Below are 21,902 nucleotides of genomic sequence, written 5' to 3'. Positions count from 1 at the left end.
TCTCCTCGGAGAAACCGCTCATGTGCAGGCGAATACTCGTCACCACCGATGGCTCCACGCTGTCGAGGAAAGTCGTGAACAACGCCGTCACCCTGGCCGCGCTGCTCGGGGCCGAACGGGTGGCCGCCACCGTCGTGCCGAGGCATCCGACCGGCCACTTCGAAGGGGCGATGGCCTTCTCGACTTGAGGACATCGACCGTATCGAGGCCGACTGAACTGGCCACCCGGCACGTGCTGAGGCGCACGGCGCCACCTCCGCTGGTGCTGCGGCAGGTTGAACGGCCAGCGGGGCTTGGCAACCTCCCAGCCACGGTTCTCCCGGCGCCGTCCCGCCGGCATCCGCACCAGACGGCGGCGCTGCCGCAGCAGCGGCGGCGCCCGCTACTCGCTCGGCGGCAGGACGATGCGGCGCTTCTTCTTCACCGTCACCACCACCGCCGCCGAGGGCGCGCGGGGGATATTGACGATCGGTTCGCCCGGCTTGGTGCCGGTGGCGGCGCGCAATGCGAATTCGACGCGACTGCGATTCAGCGTCTCGACGACATCGCCGTTGACTTGCGCATAGTCACCGTCGGGCATCTTCGCCAGCGCACCGATCTGCATGCCGCGCTGCACGGTGCCGATCAACTGGAAGCCCTCACGCTGGTAGGTGAAAAGCTGCCAACGGGGGCCAACGGTGATTCGGAGAGGTTCCTGGCTCATGGAGAAGTCATTCGGGTCGGCGGTATTCAGCCATCTTCTGGGTCGTAACTCGCGTCGGGACTCGCCAGCACTTTGTCGATCCGCCTGCCATCGAGCGCCGCGACCTCGAAAGTCCATCCCGAACAATCGATGCGCTCGCCCACCGCAGGCAACTGGCCCGACACCGACATCAGCAACCCGGCCACCGTGTTGTAGCGGCCACGCTCCTCGTCGGGCAATTCCTTGATGGCAAGTCGGGCCCTCAATTCTGACACGGGCATCAATCCATCGAGTTCCCAAGTGCCATCTTCTCGCTCCGTGGCCCATGCATCGGTCTGCATGCCGGGCTGCAATTCGCCGGTAATCGCCTCCAGCAGGTCCCGCGGCGTCATCAGTCCTTGCACCTCACCATATTCATCGACCACGAAGACCAGCCGCCCGGCCCGCTCCCGGAACTGCTCCAGCAACTCCATGCCAGTCAGTGTCTCCGGCACGAACGATGCCGGCTGCGCCGCCGATTCGATCACGCCCACGTGCTGCGGACCCAGATGCAACAAGCGCGCCACGCTGATCACGCCGACCACGTCGTCCAGCGAATTCCGGCAGACCGGGTACCAGGAATGCACGATGTTCAGCGCGCCCGCCTCGGCCACCTTGCGCAGGGCCTGCGCCACCGTATCGCTGGCTTCGAGCCACTCGATGTCGGCGCGCGGAATCATCAGCGAGGACAGGCGCCGGTCGTCCAGGTGGAACACGTTGCGCACCATCTGGTGCTCGTGGTGCTCGATGACGCCCGCATCGACGCCTTCCTCCAGGCTGGCCGAGATTTCCTCCTCGGTGACGACACGCGCCGCATTGGCATCGATGCGCAGGAAGCGCAGGATCATCGCTGTCGCGCCCGACAGCAGCAGCACGAAGGGCTTGGCGCCGGTGGCGATTGCGCGCATGGGCCGCGAGACCCAGCGCGCCACCGGCTCCGGATACAACTGCCCGATGCGCTTGGGCACCAGTTCGCCCACCAGGATGGTGAAAAAGGTGATGACGGTCACCACGATGCCCGTCGACACCACGCTGGCCGCCCCGCGTCCCATGCCGAGTTCCTCGAACCAGACGGCCAGAGGCGCCGCGAACGCCGCCTCGCCCACGATGCCGCTGAGCATGCCGATCGACGTGATGCCGATCTGCACGGTGGAGAGGAACTGCGTGGGGTCTTCCATCAGGCGCAGCGCCGCCACCGCGCCGGCATCGCCGCTTTCGGCCATTGCCGCGAGCCTCGCACGTCGGCTGGTGGAAAGGGCCATTTCGGACATGGAGAACAACGCGTTGAGCGTCGTCAGCACGGCCAGGAGAAAAACATCCATGTACGCGGGAGAGAATGGGAAGCATGGCACTTTACTTGATAGGCGACGTGCAGGGCTGCGACGAGCCGCTCGGCCGGCTGCTCGACAAGATCGACTTCTCCCCGAGCCGTGACCGCTTGGTGCTGCTGGGAGACCTGGTCAACCGCGGTCCCGGCTCGGCCACCGTGCTGCGGCGTGTGCAGGGCTATGGCGCGTCAGCGCACAGCCTGCTCGGCAATCACGACCTGCACCTGCTGGCGGTCGCATCCGGCGCGCACAAGCCGGGCCGGCGCGACACCTTGGCCGGCGTCCTCGAGGCCCCCGACCGCGAGGCCCTGCTCGGCTGGCTGCGCCACCAGCACCTCGCGCTGCGTGAAGAGATCGGCGGGTCGGACCTGCTGATGGTCCATGCCGGCGTGCTGCCGCAGTGGAACGTGAGCGACGTGCTGGCCTGCGCCGCGGAAGTCGAATCCGCTCTGCAAGGTCGGGCCTACGGCGAGTTCCTGCATGCCATGTACGGCAACGAACCTGCACAGTGGCGCGACACCTTGACGGGCATCGAACGCCTGCGCGTCATCGTCAACGCGCTGACGCGCCTGCGCTTCTGCAATGCCGACGGCGTGATGGAGTTCGAGGCCAAGGACGATGCCGCCTCGGCGCCGACCGGATTCATGCCTTGGTTCGACGTCCCGGGCCGGCGCACGGCCGCTGCAACGGTGGCGTTCGGCCACTGGTCCACGCTGGGCTGGCTGTCGCGGCCTGACCTGCTCGCGACCGACACCGGCTGTGTCTGGGGCGGCTGCTTGAGCGCGGCGCGCATCGGCGACACGTTGGCAGAACGGGAGCACATCGAGGTGCGCTGCGCCCAAAGCCAAAAGCCAGGCTGAACCTGGCTTTTTGTCGTCACTTGGGGGCTGAGCGTCAGTTGCTCGTCGGCTCGGGCGTCTTGAACAACGCGGCCACCTTGCGCTTGCTCTTGATGTTGGCCGAAATACCGCGCACCGCTGGAACGCTCTTGGCGGCGGCCTCCCAAGCCGGTGCAGCATCGCTCTGGCCCGGCTCGTACGGCTTGTCGAAAAACGGATCGCGCGGCGCGGCCGGTGCGCGGTGCGGTCGGCCACCGCCGCGCAGTCCACGCGACTCGCCACCACGCTCGCGCGGCGCGTCCAGCATGTCGCGCGCATCGCCGGCCTCACCCTCTTCGCGCCAGTGGCGACGGCCGTCGTTGATGCGGCCCCGCGGACGGTCTTCATCGAACTCGATGGCTTCCAGTTCGATCTTGTTCTTGATCAGCTTCTCGATGTCGGCCACCAGGCGCGCATCATTGCCGCCGCTGGCAAAGCTCACGGCCAGGCCGGATGCGCCGGCACGGCCGGTGCGGCCGATGCGGTGGACGTAGTCTTCCGCGTTGAACGGGATGTCGAAGTTGAACACCGCCGGGACGTCCTTGATGTCGAGGCCGCGCGCGGCGACGTCGGTGCACACGAGCAGGTCGACCTCGCCCTTCTTGAACGCGTCCAGCGCCTTGAGTCGCTCGTCCTGGCTCTTGTCGCCGTGCAGTGCGGTGGTCTTGAGGCCCTCGCGCTCCAGCGAACGCGCGAGCCGTGCGCAACCGAGCTTGCTGTTGACGAAGACGAAAGCCTGCGTGATGCCTCGCTGCTTGACGATCTGCTTGAGCGCGCGGCGCTTGTCCTCGTCGCTCACGCTGTAGAAATGCTGCTCGACGGTGGAAGCCGTCTCATTGGGCCTGGCCACCTCGATCGTGATCGGGTTCTGCAGGTAGCTGCCGGCGAGGCGCTTGATTTCCGGCGAGAAAGTGGCCGAGAACAGCAGCGTGGTGCGCTGCTTGGGCAGGTAGCTGAGGATGCGCTGCAGGTCGGGCAGGAAACCGATGTCCAGCATGCGGTCGGCCTCGTCGAGCACCACGTACTCGACCTGGTTGAGCACCGCGTTCTTGGCCTCGATGTGGTCCAGCAGCCGGCCGGGCGTGGCGACGAGCACTTCGACGCCCTTCTTCAGCTCCAGCGTCTGCGGCTTCATGTCCATGCCACCGAAGACGACGGCACTGCGCAGGTTGGTGTACTTGGCGTACAGCTCGACCTGCTGGGCCACCTGCACGGCGAGTTCGCGCGTGGGCAACAGCACCAGGGCGCGCACCGGGTGGCGCGCCGGTGAGGTCGAGGCGTTTTCGTGCTTGAGCATCCGCTGCAGCAGCGGCAGCGCGAAGGCTGCCGTCTTGCCGGTCCCGGTCTGGGCCGCGCCCATCACGTCCTGACCCGCGAGCACCACTGGAATGGCTTGCTCCTGGATCGGGGTCATGGTCTCGTAGCCCATTTCGGCCACGGCGCGCGCCAGCGGTTCAGCCAGCGAAAGATTGGAAAAAGAACTGGTCATCAACCCGCTATTGTCGCACTGCCGCAAAAATCAGCAAAAAACCAGGGGAAACCAGCGCAGGCCACTGTCAGTCGGGGACTCGCCGAGGAGGGTTCTTGCGGTTGTCACCCGCCCGGAAAAGGCAAGGGACGTTGCCGGAGGGATCGACGAGCCGTGCCTCTCGCTAGCGCCAGGACTCATCCGTGGGGAGTTGAATGAACCCTTGGCACGCAACTGCCGGACGCGTGCATCCAAGTTGCCACACTCAAGGTACACAACCACACCCGTTGTTGCTTGTCGGGCCGTCTACCGAATGCAGCGAGAAAGTTGCGTCTCCTTCAGGGCACTCGAATCTTGCATGACGCGGCGGCGCATGAACGATGAGCGAAAAGCCCATATTCCGATAGAGCGCGACCGATCGGTCGAAATCGATAACAGGCAGCGCGACCTGATTGAGCTTCACCGGTGTGTCTTGGTACAGCCCTGACAACGCCCACGCATGCAGCCAAGCTGCCGCGCACGTCGCCCGGCGCTCCGAAGCCTGATCGCTACAGGGTGCGCGCCGCGAACGTATCGCAGGACTGGATCTTGCCGCTCTGGAAGCCGGCGCCGAACCAGTGCTGCCGCTGGGCGCTGGTGCCATGTGTAAAGCTGTCCGGCACCACGGCCCTGCCGGCCGAACGTTGCAGCGCATCGTCGCCGATCTTCTGGGCCGCGTTCATGGCGGCCTCGATGTCGCCCGGATCGAGCCATTGTTTCGACTCCTGCGAATTGCGGGCCCATACGCCAGCAAAGCAGTCCGCCTGCAGTTCGACGCGCACGCTCAGTGCGTTGTTCTGCGTCTCGCTCAGGCGATTGCGCATCGCATCGACCTTGCCCGTGACACCCAACTCGTCCTGCACATGGTGGCCGACCTCGTGCGCAATCACGTAGGCCTGCGCGAACTCGCCGGGCGCACCCAGACGGTTCTTGAGCGTGTCAAAGAAGGCGAGGTCGATGTAGACCTTCTTGTCGCCCGGGCAATAGAACGGGCCCATGGCCGACTGGCCGGTGCCGCACGCCGTGGGCGTGGCGTTGCGGAACAGCACGAGCCGCGGCGGTGTGTAGGTCTTGCCGTTCTGCTGGAAGACCGCCGTCCACACCACTTCTGTGTTCTTGAGCACAGTGGAGACAAAAGCCGCCTCGCGATCGTTCGCCGGCGGCTTTGGCGCCGGGCCCTGCTGTTGCTGCACCTGCGGCGAGCCGCCTCCGCTGAGCAAGCCGAGCACCGTGAGTGGGTTGATGCCCAGCACCCATCCGCCAATCAGCGCCACCGCAATCGTGCCGATGCCAATGCTGCGACCGCCGATCAATCCCCCGCCTCGCCCACCGCCACCGCCACCGCCGCGGCGGTCCTCGACGTTGTCGGATTGTTCGTTGCCTTCCCATCTCATGGCTGTCTCCTTGCCGGCGTGGGCCGGATAGCGCCTGAATAGTACCGGCTCAACGGGAATACGTGTAACCGACAGTCATGAGGCCGTCGCGCACGGCAGGGCGCGAGGGACGTTGAGCGACTTCCGTGCGACGCTGCGTCTCGGCTGCTTCGCGCCATTCGGCCTTCCGGACTTGGGACTGGGCAATCAATGCCATCGCCACCGCCTGCGCCAGCACAATCGCCAAGAGTACGGCCAACAGCAACTTGCGCAGCGGCGACATGTCGCGCACCTGGTTGATCGAATCGAGCATGAAAGTCCCCTTTGAAACGCCGCGCCCGATGCGCGACGGCAGCGCCATGCTGGATGCAGGCGCGCTGCTGCGCTGGGAGCGCGCCGCGCAAGCGCGCGTAGGAACTCAGGCCTTGGGAAGCGTCACGCCGCGCTGACCCTGGTACTTGCCGCCGCGGTCCTTGTAGCTGGTCTCGCAGACCTCGTCGCTCTCGAAGAACAGCACCTGCGCGCAGCCTTCGCCAGCGTAGATCTTGGCCGGCAGCGGCGTGGTGTTGCTGAATTCCAGCGTCACGTAGCCTTCCCATTCAGGCTCGAAGGGCGTGACGTTGACGATGATGCCGCAACGCGCATAGGTGCTCTTGCCGAGGCAGATGGTCAGCACGTTGCGCGGAATGCGGAAGTACTCGAGCGTGCGCGCCAGCGCGAAGCTGTTGGGCGGGATGATGCAGTAGTCGCCGTGCATGTCGACGAAGCTCTTCTCGTCGAAATTCTTCGGGTCGACCACTGTGCTGTGGATGTTGGTAAACACCTTGAATTCAGGCGCGCAGCGGATGTCGTAGCCGTAGCTCGAGGTGCCGTAGCTGATGATCTTGTGGCCCTCGCGCTCGCGGACCTGGCCCGGCTCGAAGGGCTCGATCATGCCGTTGCGTTCGGCCATGCGCCGGATCCATTTGTCGCTCTTGATGCTCATGTGAGGTCGGGGCTGCGGGAAGAGGGCGTGGATTTTGGCACGCCGCCCGTCGCGGGCGCCGCCTGCGAGATCACGGTCTGCTCGATCACCCGGTCGTCGCCGAGCACGATCAGGGAGAACAGCAGTTCCTCCAGGTTGCTGGCCCGCCCGGTCTTGCGCGCCAGCAGCGGCGTGGCCTTGGGATTCAGCACCAGGAAATCAGCCTCGCAGCCGGGCTGCAGGTTGCCGACGACCCCTTCGAGTCCCAATGCGCGCGCCGCGCCAGCGGTGTGACGCCACCAGAGTTGCGAGGGCGCGATGCTGAGGCCCGGCTTGGTCCGGCCCTCGCGACCGACGTAGTAGGCGGCAAGCATGGTGTGGAAGGGGCTGAAGCTGGTGCCGCCGCCGACGTCGCTGGCCAGGCCGTAGTGGTAGCCGATGCGGTCGGCGCCCTCGAAATCGAAGAATCCGCTGCCCAGGAACAGGTTGCTGGTCGGGCTGACGGCGGCGGCCGCACCTGTCTCACGCATGAGACGGCGGTCGTCGTCATCGAAGTGGATGCAGTGCGCATAGATCGATCGGGCGCGCATCAGGTCGAAGCCGAGGTAGACATCCAGGTAGGAACGCGCCTCGGGAAACAGCTTCATCACCCATTTCACCTCGTCCTCGTTCTCTGCGACGTGGGTGTGAATCCAGGTGTCCGGGTAGCGTGCGGCCAGTTCGCCGGCGCCGCGCAGTTGCTCATCCGTGCAGGTGGGCGCAAAGCGGGGGGTGATCGCGTAGCCGAGCCGGTCGACGTTGTGCCAGCGCTGGATCAAGGCTTCCGTGTCGATCAGGCTCTGTTCGGTTTCGTCCCTGACACCATCGGGGGAATGACGATCCTGCAGCACTTTGCCGGCCACCATGCGCAACTCGCGCCGCTGCGCCGCCGAGAAAATGGCGTTGACCGATGTCGGGTGCGAGGTTGCGAAGGCGAGCGCGGTGGTCACGCCATTGCGCATCAACTCGTCAAGGAAGACCTCGGCCACCTGGGACGCGTGTTCCGGGTCGGTAAACTGGCTCTCGGCTGGAAAGGTGTAGTTCTCCAGCCAGGGAAGCAGCCCATCCGCAGGCGCACCGATGATGTCGGTCTGCGGGAAATGGATGTGCATATCGATGAATCCTGGCGCCAGGATGCGCCCTGGCAAGCTTGTTGCATCCAGGCCGGGATGGCGGGGGGCTACCTGGTGCCAGGGTCCGGCGTCGAGCACGACCTGCCGCCCGGCAGAATCGGGGCCGACGACCAGTAAACCGTCTTCATCGAACAGGGCATTTCCATTGAAATCAAATCGCAAAAGTGAGGCACGGTACGCTTTCATGCCGGTAGCTTAAGCAGAAACGCCGCGTCCATGATGCCGGCATGCGGATAATTGCCATCCGCAACCGAACACAATCGTCGTGAATTCAGGGGAGTTTCTTTCCTTGACGACACATCCCCTTTTTCTCTGGATCTGGACCCCTGCAATCAATGAAAGTGCTCCTGATAGGTAATCTGCCTGCGGACGGGCAGACCAGCATGCTGCTCTTCCAGGCTGTCGTCCAGCGCGAAGTCACGCGACTCGGTCATGACGTGCGCCTGGTCACGCCCACGCCCTGGGTGCAGCGCCTGCCATGGCCGCAACGACTTCGGAAATGGGTGGGCTACATCGACAAGTTCGTGCTGTTCCCATTCACGCTGAAGCAGCATGTGCGCTGGGCCGATGTGGTGCATGTCACCGACCATTCCAATGCAATGTATGTCCCCCGCGTGACATCCAAGCCGAATATCGTGACCTGCCACGACGTCATCGCGATCCAGGCCGGCCTCGGGATGATTCCCGGATGGAACGTGGGCTGGACCGGACGCATCTTCCAACGTCTGATTTCGAAGGGGCTGGACCGCACCGACGAGGTCGCCTGCGTTTCCCACCTCACGCGACGCCACCTGCTGGAGTTGCGCCTCGCTGAGGAAAAGCGGGTGGGCGTGGTGCTGAATGGCCTCAATGCGGCCTTCGCGCCGGTGACGCCCGAAGCCGCCGCGCCGGTGCTAGCGAAATCCGGCCTGGGCCCGCAAGACCGCTATGTGATGCACATCGGCGCCGACATGCCGCGCAAGAACCGGATCACCGTGCTCAAGGCCTTCATCGAACTGCAGCGGCGCAGTGCCGCCAGCGGGCGCCCCCCGGTGGCGAACAAGCTCCTGATCGTGGGCCCGCCACTGGCTCCGCCGCTGGATGAACTCGCCCGCTCCGGTGGCGTGTCCGACAAGATCGTCATGATCAAGAACGTGTCGCACGAAGACTTGTGCGCCCTCTATTCGCAAGCCACCGCCCTGCTTTTCCCCTCGCTGCAGGAAGGCTTCGGCTGGCCGATCATCGAGGCACAGGCCTGCGGCTGCCCCGTGTTCACCTCCGATGTGGCGCCCATGAACGAGATCGGCGGCAAGGCCGCGGTCTACGTCCAGCCCGAGGACGCAGACGGACTCGCCACCGCGATCGAGCAAGCCGCGCCCCGCCTGGACGAAATGCGCAGGCTGGGCATCGAGAACGCGTCGTTCTACACGTCGGAACGCATGGCCCTGGGCTACATCGACACCTACCACAAGGCGATCAACGCTCGCCCAGCCGCATGAAAAAGCTTCTGTCGCTGGTCGTCGTGGCCCTGCCCTGGCCATTGAAGCGCTGGCTGTTGCGCAAGGTCTGGGGCTATCGCATCGCGGACAGCGCGCGCATCGGGCTGTCGTACATCTTCCCGGGTGAACTTGAGATGGGCGAGCATGCCTACATCGGGCATTTCAATGTCGCCATCCACCTGGGCCGCGTGGTGTGCGGGGAGTATTCGCGCATCGAGCGGGGCAACTGGATCACCGGCCACCCGCCCGCCGGCGCCCATTTCACGCACCGCACCGGGCGCGACCCCTCGCTGCTGCTGGGCGCCCATGCTGCCGTTACCAAGTCGCACATCATCGATTGCACGGATCGCGTGCAGATCGGCGCCTTCACCACCGTGGCCGGCTATCACTCGCAACTCATCACGCATGGCATCGACGCCGTGACGGCACGCCAGGACTGCAAGCCGATCTCCATCGGTGCCTACTGCCTGGTGGGGACACGCATCACCGCCATTGGCGGCGCCGTGCTGCCGGATCGTTGCATTCTTGGGGCGGGCTCGGTGCTCAACAAAGCGCATACCGAGGAATGCGTGCTCTACGCGGGGCAGCCTGCGGTACGCATCAAGTCGATTCCGGAGGATGCGGCGTACTTCAAGCGCACGCGCGGCTTCATCGACTGAAGGCGTGATACGGCTTTGCATTCAATCGCAGAACAAGGCGGAGCGCCGCAGACGGTGCTGTAGGCAAGGCGATCCAACGCAGTGATGCGGTTGAAGGCGAAATCGTGTGGGTCGTTCCTGGCGAGTCGCCGGGCAATCAGCGACTCAACTTGCCCTGTACGCCTTCGACCAGCCAGTTCATCTGCAGGATCTGGGCGTCGGTGAGGGAACCGCCCTTCGGGATCACCACACGGCCCTGGTTGTCACGCACGTCGGCGGTCGCGGCAAAGGGCTGGAGCTTGCCGCTGGCGATGTCGCGCTGGCGGGCCAGCACTTCGACTTGCACGCTCTTGGGCACCTTGGACCCGAAATCGCCGACGCGAATCATCCCTTCCTTCACGCCGCCCCAGATCGAGCCGCTCTTCCAGCTGCCGTCGAGCACGGCGCGGGCGCGCTGCGTGTAGTAGCCGCCCCACTCGTGGGTGACGACGACGATCTGCGCGTCGGGCCCGACCTTGCGCATGTCGGAGTGGTAGGCCACGGCCATCTTGCCGCGCTCCTGGGCGGCGGTCATGACGGCGGTGGAGCCGGTGTGGAAGGCGATCACGTCGGCGTCCTGGTTGAACAGCGACATGGCGGCGTCGCGCTCCTTCGGCGGGTTGAACCATTCGTCGAGCCACACGACCTTGACCTGCGCCTTCGGGTCGACCGAGCGCATGCCGAGGGTGAAGGCGTTGATGCCCTGCAGCACCTCGGGGATCGGGAAGCCCGCCACGTAGCCGGCCAGGTGGGTCTTCGTCATGCGGCCCGCGGCCACGCCGGCCAGGTAGCGGCCCTCGTAGTAGCGCGCGTTGGAGGTGGCGACGTTGTCGGCCGTCTTGAGGCCGGTCACCGACTCGAACTTGACATCGGGGAAGTCGCGCGCCACCTTCAGCGTCGGCTCCATGTAGCCGAAGCTGGGCGTGAAGATCAGCTTGTTGCCTTGCTGCACCAGGTCGCGGATCACACGCTCGGCGTCGGCGCCTTCGGAGACGTTCTCGACGTAGGTGGTCTTGACCTTGCCGGGCAGCGCGGCCTCGACGGCCTTGCGGCCCAACTCATGTTGATGCACCCAGCCTGCATCGGTCAGTGGCGTGACATAGACGAAGCCGATCTTGAGCGGCGCTTGGGCGGGCGCGGGCGCCTGCGAGAAGGCGGGAGAAGAGAAAGCGCAGGCAGCCGCGATCACGGCCACGAGGTTCTTGCATGACGAACGGACATCCTGCCGACTGGGGGTGCGCATGGGTATTGGTGCTGAGATTGATGGGGTTTCGTAAATGGCGACATCAGCACGACCGGGCCTGGGTCCTGTACGCAGTGTGAGTTACCGTTCGAATTTCGCCTTCCAGCAGGTCGCCCCTGTTTGCCTTTGTTTGCTGGGCGGCGCGCGCGCTGATCCTGTTCCAGGAAGCCGAAGCGCCGAACTGTAGCCCAGCGTGGCGGCGACGACGGTGCGTCGTCGCGGGCCGTGCCAGATCTTCAAAGCGGGTTCAATCGACCGGGCCGTCGGGCACCTTGTCCAGGAAGCCGGTCACGGAACGCAGCTTGCCCGCTTCGACCTGCACGAAATCCGTGCCCTGGATCAGGTCGTCCGCGCCGCTCGGGCCCAGCGTCCAGCTGAAGCGCAGGTTGTCGCCATGCGCATCGGCCTGGCCCGCCAGCGCGAAGCGAAAGCCTGGAAAGCGCTGGTGTACCGCACTGACCAGCGTGCTGATTTCGCGGTGGCCTCGGGCCTGCATGTGCGGATCGACATAGCGGGCTTCCTCGGACCACCCAGCTTCGAGCATGCGCTGGCGCTGTGCCGCGTCGGTTTCGTTCCAGAGGGCGATGTAGCGCTGGGCGATGCCTGCTGCATCGAGGGTGGTGGTACTCATCTGCGAATCCTTTCAAGGTAAGTTGAGACCCGCAACAGCGCGGGGTGGCGGAATGGTCGCGAGCGGCGCCTGTCGCGTCGATGACTCCGGAGGTCATGCCCTCGGGTATTCGCCTTGGCGCGCGCGACGTTGCGCGTCTTACGATGGGGTTTTGGGAGCACCGGACTTGACAGAACTCGCGATTGCAAAGGACACCGTGCCGGCCACGCTGGCGCAATTGATCAGCCGATTCGAAACCGTCTGCCGTGACGGCACGCGCGAACTGGGCGACGAAGCGGGCAGCGTGCCTGCCGCCCATTACATCGACCGCGCGCACTGGCAGGCCGAACAGGATTCGCTGTTCGCGCACTGGCCGATCGTCGCCGGCCACAGCGCGGAGCTCACGCCAGGCTCGGCATTGCCTTTCGACGCGCTGGGCGTGCCCATCGTCATCACGCGCTCCGCCGACGGTCGCGTGCGCGCCTTCTTCAACGTCTGCCGGCATCGCGGCATGGCGCTCGTCACATCCAAGGGCACGGCACCGCCCAAGGCCACGCCGTGCAAGGCCCTGGTCTGCCCGTACCACGGCTGGACCTATGAGCTGGACGGCCACCTGCGCCACCGACTCCATGCCGAGACCTTCGACGGCATCGACCCCGCCACGCTGAACCTGGTCGAACTGCCGTGCGACGAAGCGGGCGGGCTGGTCTTCGTGAAGCGCACGCCCGGCCCCGCGTTCTCTGCCGCGGCCTTCCTGCAAGGGCTGGACCAGCACATGCAGTGGATGGGCCTGGCCGACATGAAGGTTTACCGCAAGGTCGACCACGTCTACCGCGCCAACTGGAAGCTCACGGCAGATGCCTTCCTGGAGGGCTATCACATCCGCGTGCTGCATCGCGACACCATCTACCCCTTCTTCGCCGACGCGATCACCGTCAACCTGCGGGCCGGCCCGCACCAGGACTCGCTGGTCGCGCGCCGTGCGGCGATCGGGGGCTTCGAGCCGCCGCGCGACCGCGCCGCCTTGTGCAAGCTGTCGACACCGACGCAGCTCATCTTTCCGAACACCTTTCTCATCTGGCACCCGGACTACGTGAGCCTGATCGGCATGTTCTCGCCGGCGCCGGACGAGGTGCGCTGGGTGCACACGATGCTGATCCCGCCGGAGCGCTCCGGCGAGGACTGGGGCGCGCACTGGGAAAAGACCTTCAACCTGATCGAGAAGACCGTGTTCCAGCAGGAGGACATTGCCACGGCGATGGCGATCCAGAAGGGTTTGGCAAGCGGCGCCAACACAGGGTTGATCGCGGGACGGCTGGAGAGCGAGTTGTTGCGATTCCACCGCGGGGTGGATGCGGCCATCGCGGGGTCGTTGACACCCGCGGTGCGCTGAGCGGCGCCGGGGCGGGCCGCACGGGGGCAGGATGAAGCCCGGGACCTGATACCTTGGTTCTTGTGCCATCGCGATGGCACGGTGGTGGCAGGAAAGGAGGGACGTCGTTGCAGGCGCAACGACGATCGATTGACCGCTGGCCGGCCTATGGAAGCGAAATGTGGTCGCGCGGGCGGACGGTGATCGCGGCACAAGACCCAAGCGACCCGCTGACACGCCGACACCCGCTCCGGACCAGGGTGTTCGTGCAAACGCGGACGCGATTCACGCCTGCGGGGCACCAAAGTCAGTACAAGCACCGCTTCGGACACTGGCCAAGTTGCATAGAGTCTGATGCGGGGCAAACAGTCAGGGAGGCGCCGTTCGATTCATGAGCCATACCGATGGATCAGACCGTTGGCCGGCATGCGCTGGCGAAATTGCCGAGTTGATACGCAACTTCGGCCCGGACTCGACGCCGCTCGGTCCGCCGCAGCAATGGCCGCGGGCGCTGCGCAACGCCATCGACCTCATGTTGCGTTCGGGCGCCCAGATGGCGTTGCTCTGGGGTCCCGAATACATCGTCTTCTACAACGACGAGCACGCCCGGAGCATCGGCCGCCGCCACCCCGCCAATCTGGGGCGCCCCGCCGTCGATCGCGCGCCGGAGATCATGGGGGTGCTGGTGTGCAGTTTCGAGCGCGTCCGGCGCGGCGAAACCGTGACCGGCTGCGACATGCCCTTCGTCTTCCACCGCGATCATGGCGACGAGCACCTGTTCTTCGACTTCTCCGCCTCCCCCGTGCTCGATGACGCTGGCCAGACCGGCGGTGTGCTCTGCGTGATGTCCGAGACCACCCGTCGCGTTCGCGCGTCGCAGGCCGTGGCGGCCAGCGAAGGCATGGCCCGCGAAAAGGAGGAGCAGCTTCAGATGGCGCAGGCGGCCGGGGGCATCGGCGTGTTCTCGCTGCATATCGACATCGACACGCTGAGCGTGTCGAGCGAGTTCTGCCACATCTTCGGCGTGCCGGTACGGGAGGTATTTCCGGTCTCGGTGATCGATCGGTTGCTCGTCAACCCGGGCGATCGCATGCCGGGCCGCCAAAGCCGCGTGGATGGCACGGTGCCGCTGGAAATGGAGTACCAGATCCGGCGGGCTGACGATGGCGCGGTGCGCTGGATCTCGCGCCGCGCGGAACTGGTGCGGGACGGCGCGGGCAAGCCGGTGCTGATGCGCGGCGTGGTGCAGGACATCACGGACCGCAAGCAGGCCGAAGCCACGTTGCGCCAGAGCGAGGCACGCTTTCGAGCGCTGGCGCGCCAGATGCCCAACCAGGTGTGGACGGCCGCGGCCGATGGCCGGCTCGACTGGGTCAGCGAGAGCATGTGGGCCTATGCGGGACGCAGCCATGCCCAACTGCTGGGCGATGGTTGGACCGACATCGTGCACCCCGACGACCTTGCGCGAGCCGAGAGGCTGTGGGCCCAGTCGGTGGCAACCGGCATACCCTACATCAACGAAGGCCGGCTGCGCCGCCACGACGGTGAATGGCGCTGGCACCTGGTGCGCGCGCATCCGCTGGAAATCGATGGCGACATCGACGCACCGATGCGCTGGATCGGCATCAACACGGACATCGACGAACAGAAGGCGGCGCAGGACCGGCTGGCGCACAGCATCGTCGAGACCACGCAGGACCGCGACCGCCTGTGGCAGCTCTCCGCCGACATCATGCTCATGGTCGACATCCGCGGACGCATCGTCGCCGTCAACCCGGCCTGGCAGGCGCTGCTGGGCTGGAGCCAGGCGCAACTCCTTGGAAAGCGATTCCTCCGGCTGCTGCACCCCGGCGATGTCGCGCCCACCGTGGCCGAGCTGCGCCGCCTCGAGGACGGGCAAATGCATTCCCGCATCGAGAACCGGCTGCGCCACCTCGACGGCAGCTACCGCACCCTGTCATGGACCGCCGTGCCCGATGCCCACCTGCTGCACGCGGTCGGGCGCGATGTCACGGCCTTGCGCGAGTCCGAGGCGCGCCTGCGCCAGAGCCAGAAGATGGAAGCCATCGGCCAGCTCACCGGCGGCATCGCGCACGACTTCAACAACCTGCTGCAAGGCATCACCGGGCCCATCGAACTCATGCGCCGGCGCGTGGCGCTGGGCCGCACCGAGGGGCTTGAGCGCTACATGGATGCGGCCGCGCAATCGGCCCGCCGTGCCGCTTCATTGATCCAGCGCCTGCTGGCCTTCTCCCGTCGCCAGACGCTGGACCCCAAGCCGATGAACGTGAACGAGCTGATCGCCTCCATGGGCGAGTTGCTGCGCCGCACGCTCGGTGAGCACGTGCGCCTGCGCATCGCCCCCGATGCGGCAACGGGCGCCGCCTTCGGCGATGCGGCGCAACTGGAAAGCGCGATCCTCAACCTGGCCATCAACGCACGCGACGCCATGCCCCAGGGCGGCGAGTTGCGTATCGGCACCGCAGCCGTCCTTGTGGACGAGACAGACGCGCGCCGGCTCGACCTGCGCCCAGGCCACTACTGCACCATCTCGGTCACAGACACCGGCATCGGCATGACCCCCGAGGTGCTGGCCAAGGCCTTCGATCCCTTCTTCACGACCAAACCGATCGGCCAGGGTACCGGGCTGGGCCTGTCGATGGTCTACGGCTTCACCCAGCAGTCGCGCGGGCTGGTGCAGATCCAGAGCCAGCTCGGCGTGGGAACCAGCGTTACCCTGTACCTGCCGCGCGCCCCTGCAAGCGAGCCCGCGGCGGTTGCGAATCCACCCAGCGCCTCGCCGATCCCCCAGGGCCAGGGCGAAGTCGTGCTGGTGGTGGAGGACGACCCGGCCGTGCGCCTGCTGGTGCTCGATGTGCTGGATGGCATGGGCTATCGCACGCTGTATGTGCATGACGGCGCATCGGCCATACCGATCCTGCGGTCGACGGCCCGCATCGACCTGCTGGTCAGCGATGTCGGCCTGCCCGGCCTCAACGGACGCCAGGTGGCGGAGATCGCGCGCGGGCTGCGGCCGGAGTTGCCCGTGCTGTTCATGACGGGCTATGCCAAGCACGTTCGCACGCGCGCCGAATTCCTCGGCCCCGGCATGCAGATGATCCCCAAGCCCTTCGAGATCGATGACTTCGCGCGCCTCGTGCAGCAGGCCCTGCGCGGCGAAGGCGCGAGCGCTAGTTGAGCGCGTTCGGGAAGAACAGCTGCTCGCCGTTGATCTTGTAGGCCGCAATGTTGGCCTGCCCCGCGGGCGAGATCACCCAGTCGACGAACTTCTGCGCGCCGGCGTGGTCGAGCTTCGGAAATTTGTCGGCGCTCAGCACCATCACGCCGTACTGGTTGAACAGGCGCTTGTCGCCTTCCACCAGCACGGCCATGTCGGCGCGGTTCTTGAAGCTGAGCCAGGTACCGCGGTCCGACAGCACGTAGCCACCGGATGACGCAGCCATGTTCAGCGCAGGGCCCATGCCGCAGCCGCATTCCCTGTAGCCGCTGCCCTTCTTGTCATTGGGCAAGGGCTGGCCGGCATCGCCCAGGCCGGTCTGGCTCCAGAGCCGGCGCTCGGCAGCGTCGGTGCCGCTCTTGTCGCCGCGCGAGACGAAAGGTGCATTGACCGTCGACAGCTTCTTCAGCGCGGCGACGATGTCGTTGCCTTTGACGCCGGCCGGATCGCCCTTGGGCCCGACCAGCACGAAGTCGTTGTACATGACCGGATAACGCTTGGCCGAATAGCCCTCGGCCACGAACTTTTCCTCGGCCACCGTGTCGTGCACGAACAGCACGTCGGCGTCGCCGCGGCGCGCCATGTCGATGGCCTGTCCGGTGCCGACCGCCACCACCTTGATGTCGATACCGCTGGCCTGCTTGAACGCCGGCAGCATGTGGGCGAACAGGCCGGACTGCTCGGTCGACGTGGTCGACGCCATCGTGATGGTCTCCGCGCGCGCCACCAGGATGCTCGCGCCGAGCAGCACCACGGCCACGATCGCCTGCGCCGACGGTCCCGTGCCGAAGCGCTTGTAGAACTCCTTCATACCAACTCTCCTTTGACAAACAAACGCGCCTCCTCGGGCAAGGGCCCATGGAAGAAATCATGTACCGGCAGGTCGGCCACGATGCGGCCCTGCTCCAGGTAGATCACCCGGCTGGCGAGCCGCTTGACCTGGCCGAGATTGTGGCTGGCGAACACCAACGTGCGGCCGTTGGCCGCCTCGGCGATCAGGGCTTCGACCTCGCGCTTGGCGGTGGGATCGAGGCTCGCGGTCGGCTCGTCGAGCAGCAGCACCTGCGGATGCAAGGCCCAGGCACGGGCCAGCGCCAGGCGCTGCTGCTGCCCGCCCGACAAGGTGCGCGCATTGCGCGCCAGCACCGACTCCAATCCCACGCGCGCCAGCGCCGGACCGGCGGCGGCGCGGGCCTCGCGCCACGGCGTTCCGCGCAGCCACAGCGCCAGCGCCACGTTGGTGGCAGAGGTCGCACGCAGCATGTGCGGGCGCTGGAACAGCATGGCCTGTTCACGCTGCGGCGCATGGCTCGCGAACTGCCCCGCCGCATGCGGCACCAGTCCGTGCAGCAGGCGCAGCAACGTGCTCTTGCCACTGCCATTGGCGCCGATCAGCGCCACGCGTTCCCCGGCATCGATCGCCAGCGAGGCGCCGTGCAAGGCCGTGACGCGACCGAAGCGCACGTCGACACCCTCCAGTGAAAAGAGCCGGGTCATGCCATCACCCGCAACGCCACCGCGGCGCCGCCATCCACGCGCTCGCGCCAGTTGCGCACCAGCGCGACCAGCACGTTCAACGCCAGCACCACCGCGAGCAGCAGCAGTCCCAGCGCCAGCGCCAGCGGCAGGTCACCCTTGCTGGTTTCCAACGCGATGGCGGTGGTCATCACACGCGTGAAGCCATCGATGTTGCCGCCGACCACCATCACCGCCCCGACCTCCGACACCGCGCGCCCGAACGCGGCGATCAGCACCGTGACCAGCGCATAGCGCTCATCCCACACCAGCAGCACCGCGCGCACCAGCGGGCCGGCGCCGAGCGAGCGCAACTGCTCGCCGTGCGCACGGTCGGCGTCGTCGATGGTCTGGCGGGTCAGCGCCGTCACCACGGGCAGCACCAGCACCGCCTGCGCCAGCACCATCGCCTTGAAGGTGAACAGCCAGCCCAGCGCACCGAACGGCCCCGAGCGCGACAGCAGCAGGTAGACCACCAGCCCCACCACCACCGAAGGCAGGGCCAGCAGGGTGTTGAGCAAGGTCAGCACCAGCGCGCGTCCGCGGAACCGCGCCACGCCCAGCCAGGCGCCCAGCAGCAGTCCGAAGCTGCACGCCAATGCGCATGCGCAGCCGCTCACCGCCAGCGAACGCCCGACGATGGCGAGCAGCACCGGGTCGCCAGACACGACCAGTTCCCACGCCGCCAGAGCGCTCGAGGCAAAGGTGTTCATGCGAGGCGCCTCCCTGGCGCGCAGTGGAATTCAGAAGTTCTAGTCACTCTGGGTGGCATTCACAAGTCAGGACAAGCACGGCTGCGGATGATGCCTGAGGCGCCTAGAGTCATCGTCGGGTAAAAAAACAGGGAGGGCCAGCGCGCCATGAGTACCAGCAACCAGTTCAACCGCTGGCCGGCATGCGGTGGTGAAGCTGCGGACTTGATACGGAAACTCGATGCCGATGCAACGCCTCTCGGTCCACAGGATCAGTGGCCCAAGGCGCTGCGCAACGTCATCGATCTCATCCTGCCGTCATCGGCCGAGATTGTCGTGCTCTGGGGGCCCGACTACCTTGCCTTCTACAACGATGCGCACGCGCGGAGCCTTGGCGACAAGCACCCCGGCACCATGGGCCTCCCGGTGCGCCTCACCGCGCCGGAAATGTGGCCAGAGGTGGCGGAGGGGTTCGAGAGCGTCCGCCTCGGTGGCGAGACCGTGAGCGGGCGCGACGTACCTTTCACGATCAAGCGTGGGGCCGAGGTCGAACAGCCCTGCTTCGACTTCTCCTGGTCCCCGGTGCGCGAGGAAGACGGTCACATCGGTGGCGTGCTGTGCGTCATCGCCGAGACCACCGGGCGCATGCGGGCCTCGCAGGCCCTGGCGGACAGCGAGCAGACGGCGCGCGAACGGGGCGAGCAACTCCAGATGGCCCAGGCGGCTGGCGGCATCGGCGTGTTCTCGCTCGACATCGAAAGCGACATGCTGAGCGCCTCGAGCGAGTTCTGCCGCATCTTCGGCATTCCGGTGTGCGAGGTATGTCCTTGCGCCATGGTCGGGCGGCTGCGCCTGGACCGGCACGATCGCATGAGCATCCGCGCGAGGCTCGTCGAGGGGATGATTCCGCTGGACGTGGAGTACCCGATACGTCGTGCCAACGACGGCACTGTGCGCTGGATCTCGCGCCGTGGCGAACTGGTGCGGGACAGTGCAGGCAAGCCGGTGCTGATGCGCGGCGTCGTGCAGGACATCACTGCCCGCAAGCAGGACCAGGCCACGCTGCGACAAAGCGAGGCGCGCTTCCGCGTGCTGGCACGGGCGATGCCCGACCACGTCTGGACGGCCGCGGCCGATGGCCGGATCGATTGGGTCAGCGAGAGCATGTGCACCTATCTCGGACTCGGCGCCGCCGAGTTGCTCGGCGACGGCTGGCGGCGAACCATGCACCCGGAAGACCTGCCGCGCGCCACACGGGAGTGGAACCAGGCGCTGGCAACCCGCACGGCCTACGAGAACGAATCCCGGCTGCGCCGCCATGACGGCACCTGGCGCTGGCATCTGGCGCGCATTCAGCCAGTGGAGGGCAGCGACGCACTGCACACTTCCGTGCGCTGGGTCGGCATCAACACCGACATCGAGGACCAGAAGGCCACCCAGCACCGGCTCGCGCAGAGTGTGGCCGAGCGCACGCGCGACCGCGACCGACTGTGGCAACTCTCGGCCGACATCATGCTCATGGCCGACCTGCGCGGGCGCATCGTCGCCGTCAACCCCGCCTGGCAAGCGCTGCTGGGCTGGAGCGAGGCCCAACTCCTGGGGAGACCCTTCCTGCGACTGCTCCACCCCGGCGACGTCGCTCCGGCCGTGGCCGAACTGCGGCGCCTCAGGGCAGGGCGAACGCATTCGCACATCGAACATTCGCGCATCGAGAACCGCGTGCGCCACCTGGACGGCAGTTATCGCGCCCTGTCATGGACCGCCGTGCCCGATGCCCGCCTGCTGCACGCGGTCGGGCGCGATGTCACCGCCCTGCGCGAGTCCGAATCGCGCCTGCGCCAGAGCCAGAAGATGGACGCCATCGGCCAGCTCACCGGCGGCATCGCGCATGACTTCAACAACCTGCTGCAGGGCATCACCGGGCCCATCGAGCTCATGCGCCGGCGCGTGGCGCTGGGCCGCACCGAAGGGCTGGAGCGCTACATGGATGCCGCGGCGCAGTCCGCCCGCCGCGCCGCTTCATTGATCCAGCGACTGCTGGCCTTCTCCCGACGCCAGACGCTCGACCCCAAACCGATGAACGTGAACGAGCTGATCGACTCGATGGGCGAGTTGCTGCACCGCACGCTCGGTGAGCAGGTGCGCCTGCGCATCACGCCGGATGCGGCCACCGGCGCGGCCTTCGGCGATGCGGCCCAGTTGGAAAGCGCCATCCTCAACCTGGCCATCAACGCGCGCGACGCCATGCCGCACGGCGGCGAGTTGCGCATCGGCACCTCGGCCGTCCTGCTCGACGAGGCCGATGCGAAGCGCCTGGACCTTGCGCCGGGGCGCTACTGCACCATCTCGGTCAAGGACACCGGCACCGGCATGAGCCCCGAAGTCCTGGCCAAGGCCTTCGACCCCTTCTTCACCACCAAGCCGATCGGCCAGGGCACCGGGCTGGGCCTGTCGATGGTCTACGGCTTCGCCCAGCAGTCACGCGGACTGGTGCAAATCCAGAGCCAGCCCGATGTCGGCACCCGCGTCACCCTGTACCTGCCGCGGGCCAATGCGGGCGATCCCGCGGCCGTGGCAAATCCGCCGGGCGCCGCGCCCGTTCCCGAGGGTCAGGGAGAAGTGGTGCTGGTGGTGGAGGACGATCCAGCCGTGCGCCTGCTGGTGCTCGACGTGCTGGATGGGCTGGGCTATCGCACGCTCTATGTGCACGACGGCCCCTCCGCCCTTCCGATCCTGCGGTCGACGGCGTGCATCGATCTGCTGGTCAGCGACGTGGGCCTCCCCGGCCTCAACGGACGCCAGGTGGCCGAGATCGCGCGCGAGCTGCGGCCGGAACTGCCCGTGGTGTTCATGACGGGCTATGCCAGACACGCGAAGACGCGCGCCGAATTCCTCGCGCCGGGCATGCAGATGATCGCCAAGCCCTTCGAGATCGACGAGTTCGCGCGCATCGTGCAACAGGCCCTGCGCGGTGCGCCGACGCCGACGCGGGCCGCCTGATCGCATCGGCCAGGCCCCACGCCTGGGCCGAAAGTTCTAATCACTCTGTCCTGCATTCACAAGTCGGTACAAGCACGGCTGCCAAAGGTGCCCGCCATGAATACAGTCAAGGGAGAGACAAAAAGTCAGGGAGA

21 protein-coding genes are annotated in these 21,902 nt (G+C 66.5%); 8 read left to right on the top strand and 13 right to left on the bottom strand.

Annotation, left to right across the window (positions count from 1 at the left end):
• Window positions 1-20 precede the first annotated feature (20 nt).
• Window positions 21-188, top strand: coding sequence for a universal stress protein (locus tag WKW82_RS21060; protein WP_340344283.1), 168 nt, complete (start codon window positions 21-23; stop codon window positions 186-188).
• Between the two features lie 194 nt (window positions 189-382).
• On the opposite strand, the gene WKW82_RS21055 is transcribed toward WKW82_RS21060, so the two are convergent.
• Window positions 383-703, bottom strand: a complete 321-nt coding sequence (locus WKW82_RS21055; protein ID WP_340344282.1) for a hypothetical protein — start codon at window positions 701-703, stop codon at window positions 383-385.
• A gap of 26 nt (window positions 704-729) precedes the next feature.
• Window positions 730-2,043 carry a hemolysin family protein gene (locus WKW82_RS21050; RefSeq protein ID WP_340344281.1) on the bottom strand — a complete coding sequence of 438 codons (1,314 nt, stop codon included), beginning with the start codon at window positions 2,041-2,043 and terminating at the stop codon, window positions 730-732.
• 23 nt (window positions 2,044-2,066) lie between these two features.
• Here WKW82_RS21050 and WKW82_RS21045 point away from each other — a divergent pair, with 23 nt between their 5' ends.
• Window positions 2,067-2,909: a symmetrical bis(5'-nucleosyl)-tetraphosphatase gene (locus tag WKW82_RS21045; protein ID WP_340344280.1), complete on the top strand. Its 843-nt coding sequence runs from the start codon at window positions 2,067-2,069 to the stop codon at window positions 2,907-2,909.
• Window positions 2,910-2,943: 34 nt separating this feature from the next.
• Here the strand turns inward: WKW82_RS21045 and WKW82_RS21040 are convergent, their stop codons facing one another.
• The 4 genes from WKW82_RS21040 to WKW82_RS21025 form a co-directional block, all read right to left on the bottom strand.
• Complete coding sequence (locus WKW82_RS21040; protein WP_340344279.1) at window positions 2,944-4,416, bottom strand: DEAD/DEAH box helicase; 1,473 nt, start codon at window positions 4,414-4,416, stop codon at window positions 2,944-2,946.
• Between the two features lie 244 nt (window positions 4,417-4,660).
• The gene (locus WKW82_RS21035; protein ID WP_340344278.1) at window positions 4,661-4,858 is read right to left on the bottom strand and encodes a VOC family protein; all 198 of its coding nucleotides are present in this window, start codon (window positions 4,856-4,858) and stop codon (window positions 4,661-4,663) included.
• Window positions 4,859-4,943: 85 nt separating this feature from the next.
• A complete protein-coding gene (ypfJ, locus tag WKW82_RS21030; protein WP_340344277.1) occupies window positions 4,944-5,828 on the bottom strand; it encodes a KPN_02809 family neutral zinc metallopeptidase in 885 nt (294 codons plus the stop codon).
• 49 nt (window positions 5,829-5,877) lie between these two features.
• Window positions 5,878-6,120 carry a hypothetical protein gene (locus WKW82_RS21025; protein WP_340344276.1) on the bottom strand — a complete coding sequence of 81 codons (243 nt, stop codon included), beginning with the start codon at window positions 6,118-6,120 and terminating at the stop codon, window positions 5,878-5,880.
• Here WKW82_RS21025 and WKW82_RS21020 point away from each other — a divergent pair.
• Window positions 6,119-6,256 (top strand): hypothetical protein, encoded by a 138-nt coding sequence (locus tag WKW82_RS21020; protein ID WP_340344275.1) that lies wholly within the window; start codon window positions 6,119-6,121, stop codon window positions 6,254-6,256. The genes WKW82_RS21025 and WKW82_RS21020 overlap by 2 nt on opposite strands.
• On the opposite strand, the gene dcd is transcribed toward WKW82_RS21020, so the two are convergent.
• Together dcd and guaD are read right to left on the bottom strand one after the other, a co-directional pair.
• Window positions 6,226-6,792: a dCTP deaminase gene (gene dcd / locus WKW82_RS21015; protein WP_340344274.1), complete on the bottom strand. Its 567-nt coding sequence runs from the start codon at window positions 6,790-6,792 to the stop codon at window positions 6,226-6,228. The genes WKW82_RS21020 and dcd overlap by 31 nt on opposite strands.
• Entirely contained in the window at window positions 6,789-8,129 is a 1,341-nt protein-coding gene (gene guaD / locus WKW82_RS21010) for a guanine deaminase (protein WP_340344273.1), read from the bottom strand. The genes dcd and guaD overlap by 4 nt, the downstream gene beginning before the upstream one ends.
• Window positions 8,130-8,278: 149 nt before the next feature.
• Here guaD and WKW82_RS21005 point away from each other — a divergent pair, with 149 nt between their 5' ends.
• Both WKW82_RS21005 and WKW82_RS21000 read left to right on the top strand, forming a co-directional pair.
• Window positions 8,279-9,421 (top strand): glycosyltransferase family 4 protein, encoded by a 1,143-nt coding sequence (locus WKW82_RS21005; protein ID WP_340344272.1) that lies wholly within the window; start codon window positions 8,279-8,281, stop codon window positions 9,419-9,421.
• Window positions 9,418-10,080, top strand: coding sequence for an acyltransferase (locus WKW82_RS21000; protein WP_340344271.1), 663 nt, complete (start codon window positions 9,418-9,420; stop codon window positions 10,078-10,080). The genes WKW82_RS21005 and WKW82_RS21000 overlap by 4 nt, the downstream gene beginning before the upstream one ends.
• A gap of 136 nt (window positions 10,081-10,216) precedes the next feature.
• On the opposite strand, the gene WKW82_RS20995 is transcribed toward WKW82_RS21000, so the two are convergent.
• Entirely contained in the window at window positions 10,217-11,341 is a 1,125-nt protein-coding gene (locus tag WKW82_RS20995) for a BMP family ABC transporter substrate-binding protein (protein ID WP_340344270.1), read from the bottom strand.
• A gap of 247 nt (window positions 11,342-11,588) precedes the next feature.
• Window positions 11,589-11,972, bottom strand: coding sequence for a nuclear transport factor 2 family protein (locus WKW82_RS20990; RefSeq protein ID WP_340344269.1), 384 nt, complete (start codon window positions 11,970-11,972; stop codon window positions 11,589-11,591).
• 166 nt (window positions 11,973-12,138) lie between these two features.
• On the opposite strand from WKW82_RS20990, the gene WKW82_RS20985 reads away from it, so the two are divergent.
• Window positions 12,139-13,344 carry an aromatic ring-hydroxylating oxygenase subunit alpha gene (locus tag WKW82_RS20985; RefSeq protein ID WP_340344268.1) on the top strand — a complete coding sequence of 402 codons (1,206 nt, stop codon included), beginning with the start codon at window positions 12,139-12,141 and terminating at the stop codon, window positions 13,342-13,344.
• Between the two features lie 370 nt (window positions 13,345-13,714).
• The gene (locus tag WKW82_RS20980) at window positions 13,715-16,522 is read left to right on the top strand and encodes a hybrid sensor histidine kinase/response regulator (protein ID WP_340344267.1); all 2,808 of its coding nucleotides are present in this window, start codon (window positions 13,715-13,717) and stop codon (window positions 16,520-16,522) included.
• On the opposite strand, the gene WKW82_RS20975 is transcribed toward WKW82_RS20980, so the two are convergent.
• The 3 genes from WKW82_RS20975 to WKW82_RS20965 are packed head-to-tail and all read right to left on the bottom strand — an operon-like array spanning window position 16,515 to window position 18,789.
• Window positions 16,515-17,372, bottom strand: a complete 858-nt coding sequence (locus WKW82_RS20975) for an ABC transporter substrate-binding protein (protein ID WP_340344266.1) — start codon at window positions 17,370-17,372, stop codon at window positions 16,515-16,517. The two genes, WKW82_RS20980 and WKW82_RS20975, sit on opposite strands and share 8 nt — an antisense overlap.
• The gene (locus tag WKW82_RS20970) at window positions 17,369-18,058 is read right to left on the bottom strand and encodes an ATP-binding cassette domain-containing protein (RefSeq protein WP_340344265.1); all 690 of its coding nucleotides are present in this window, start codon (window positions 18,056-18,058) and stop codon (window positions 17,369-17,371) included. The genes WKW82_RS20975 and WKW82_RS20970 overlap by 4 nt, the downstream gene beginning before the upstream one ends.
• Complete coding sequence (locus WKW82_RS20965) at window positions 18,055-18,789, bottom strand: ABC transporter permease (RefSeq protein WP_340344264.1); 735 nt, start codon at window positions 18,787-18,789, stop codon at window positions 18,055-18,057. The genes WKW82_RS20970 and WKW82_RS20965 overlap by 4 nt, the downstream gene beginning before the upstream one ends.
• 147 nt (window positions 18,790-18,936) lie before the next feature.
• Between WKW82_RS20965 and WKW82_RS20960 the strand changes: the two genes are divergently transcribed.
• Window positions 18,937-21,768 (top strand): hybrid sensor histidine kinase/response regulator, encoded by a 2,832-nt coding sequence (locus WKW82_RS20960; protein ID WP_340344263.1) that lies wholly within the window; start codon window positions 18,937-18,939, stop codon window positions 21,766-21,768.
• The last annotated feature ends 134 nt before the right edge of the window (window positions 21,769-21,902 follow it).

It is taken from the genome of Variovorax rhizosphaerae (assembly GCF_037889975.1).
Lineage (GTDB): Bacteria > Pseudomonadota > Gammaproteobacteria > Burkholderiales > Burkholderiaceae_C > Variovorax > Variovorax rhizosphaerae.
This window is presented reverse-complemented; position numbering and strand designations above follow the sequence as displayed.

What these genes read in the sequence shown, in the direction of transcription:
- WKW82_RS21060 (WP_340344283.1), top strand. Translation starts at nt 21, where the DNA reads ATGTGCAGGCGAATACTCGTCACCACCGATGGCTCCACGCTGTCGAGG.
- WKW82_RS21055 (WP_340344282.1), bottom strand. Translation starts at nt 703, where the DNA reads ATGAGCCAGGAACCTCTCCGAATCACCGTTGGCCCCCGTTGGCAGCTT.
- WKW82_RS21050 (WP_340344281.1), bottom strand. Translation starts at nt 2,043, where the DNA reads ATGGATGTTTTTCTCCTGGCCGTGCTGACGACGCTCAACGCGTTGTTC.
- WKW82_RS21045 (WP_340344280.1), top strand. Translation starts at nt 2,067, where the DNA reads ATGGCACTTTACTTGATAGGCGACGTGCAGGGCTGCGACGAGCCGCTC.
- WKW82_RS21040 (WP_340344279.1), bottom strand. Translation starts at nt 4,416, where the DNA reads ATGACCAGTTCTTTTTCCAATCTTTCGCTGGCTGAACCGCTGGCGCGC.
- ypfJ (WP_340344277.1), bottom strand. Translation starts at nt 5,828, where the DNA reads ATGAGATGGGAAGGCAACGAACAATCCGACAACGTCGAGGACCGCCGC.
- WKW82_RS21020 (WP_340344275.1), top strand. Translation starts at nt 6,119, where the DNA reads ATGAAAGTCCCCTTTGAAACGCCGCGCCCGATGCGCGACGGCAGCGCC.
- WKW82_RS21025 (WP_340344276.1), bottom strand. Translation starts at nt 6,120, where the DNA reads ATGCTCGATTCGATCAACCAGGTGCGCGACATGTCGCCGCTGCGCAAG.
- dcd (WP_340344274.1), bottom strand. Translation starts at nt 6,792, where the DNA reads ATGAGCATCAAGAGCGACAAATGGATCCGGCGCATGGCCGAACGCAAC.
- guaD (WP_340344273.1), bottom strand. Translation starts at nt 8,129, where the DNA reads ATGAAAGCGTACCGTGCCTCACTTTTGCGATTTGATTTCAATGGAAAT.
- WKW82_RS21005 (WP_340344272.1), top strand. Translation starts at nt 8,279, where the DNA reads ATGAAAGTGCTCCTGATAGGTAATCTGCCTGCGGACGGGCAGACCAGC.
- WKW82_RS21000 (WP_340344271.1), top strand. Translation starts at nt 9,418, where the DNA reads ATGAAAAAGCTTCTGTCGCTGGTCGTCGTGGCCCTGCCCTGGCCATTG.
- WKW82_RS20995 (WP_340344270.1), bottom strand. Translation starts at nt 11,341, where the DNA reads ATGCGCACCCCCAGTCGGCAGGATGTCCGTTCGTCATGCAAGAACCTC.
- WKW82_RS20990 (WP_340344269.1), bottom strand. Translation starts at nt 11,972, where the DNA reads ATGAGTACCACCACCCTCGATGCAGCAGGCATCGCCCAGCGCTACATC.
- WKW82_RS20980 (WP_340344267.1), top strand. Translation starts at nt 13,715, where the DNA reads ATGAGCCATACCGATGGATCAGACCGTTGGCCGGCATGCGCTGGCGAA.
- WKW82_RS20975 (WP_340344266.1), bottom strand. Translation starts at nt 17,372, where the DNA reads ATGAAGGAGTTCTACAAGCGCTTCGGCACGGGACCGTCGGCGCAGGCG.
- WKW82_RS20970 (WP_340344265.1), bottom strand. Translation starts at nt 18,058, where the DNA reads ATGACCCGGCTCTTTTCACTGGAGGGTGTCGACGTGCGCTTCGGTCGC.
- WKW82_RS20965 (WP_340344264.1), bottom strand. Translation starts at nt 18,789, where the DNA reads ATGAACACCTTTGCCTCGAGCGCTCTGGCGGCGTGGGAACTGGTCGTG.
- WKW82_RS20960 (WP_340344263.1), top strand. Translation starts at nt 18,937, where the DNA reads ATGAGTACCAGCAACCAGTTCAACCGCTGGCCGGCATGCGGTGGTGAA.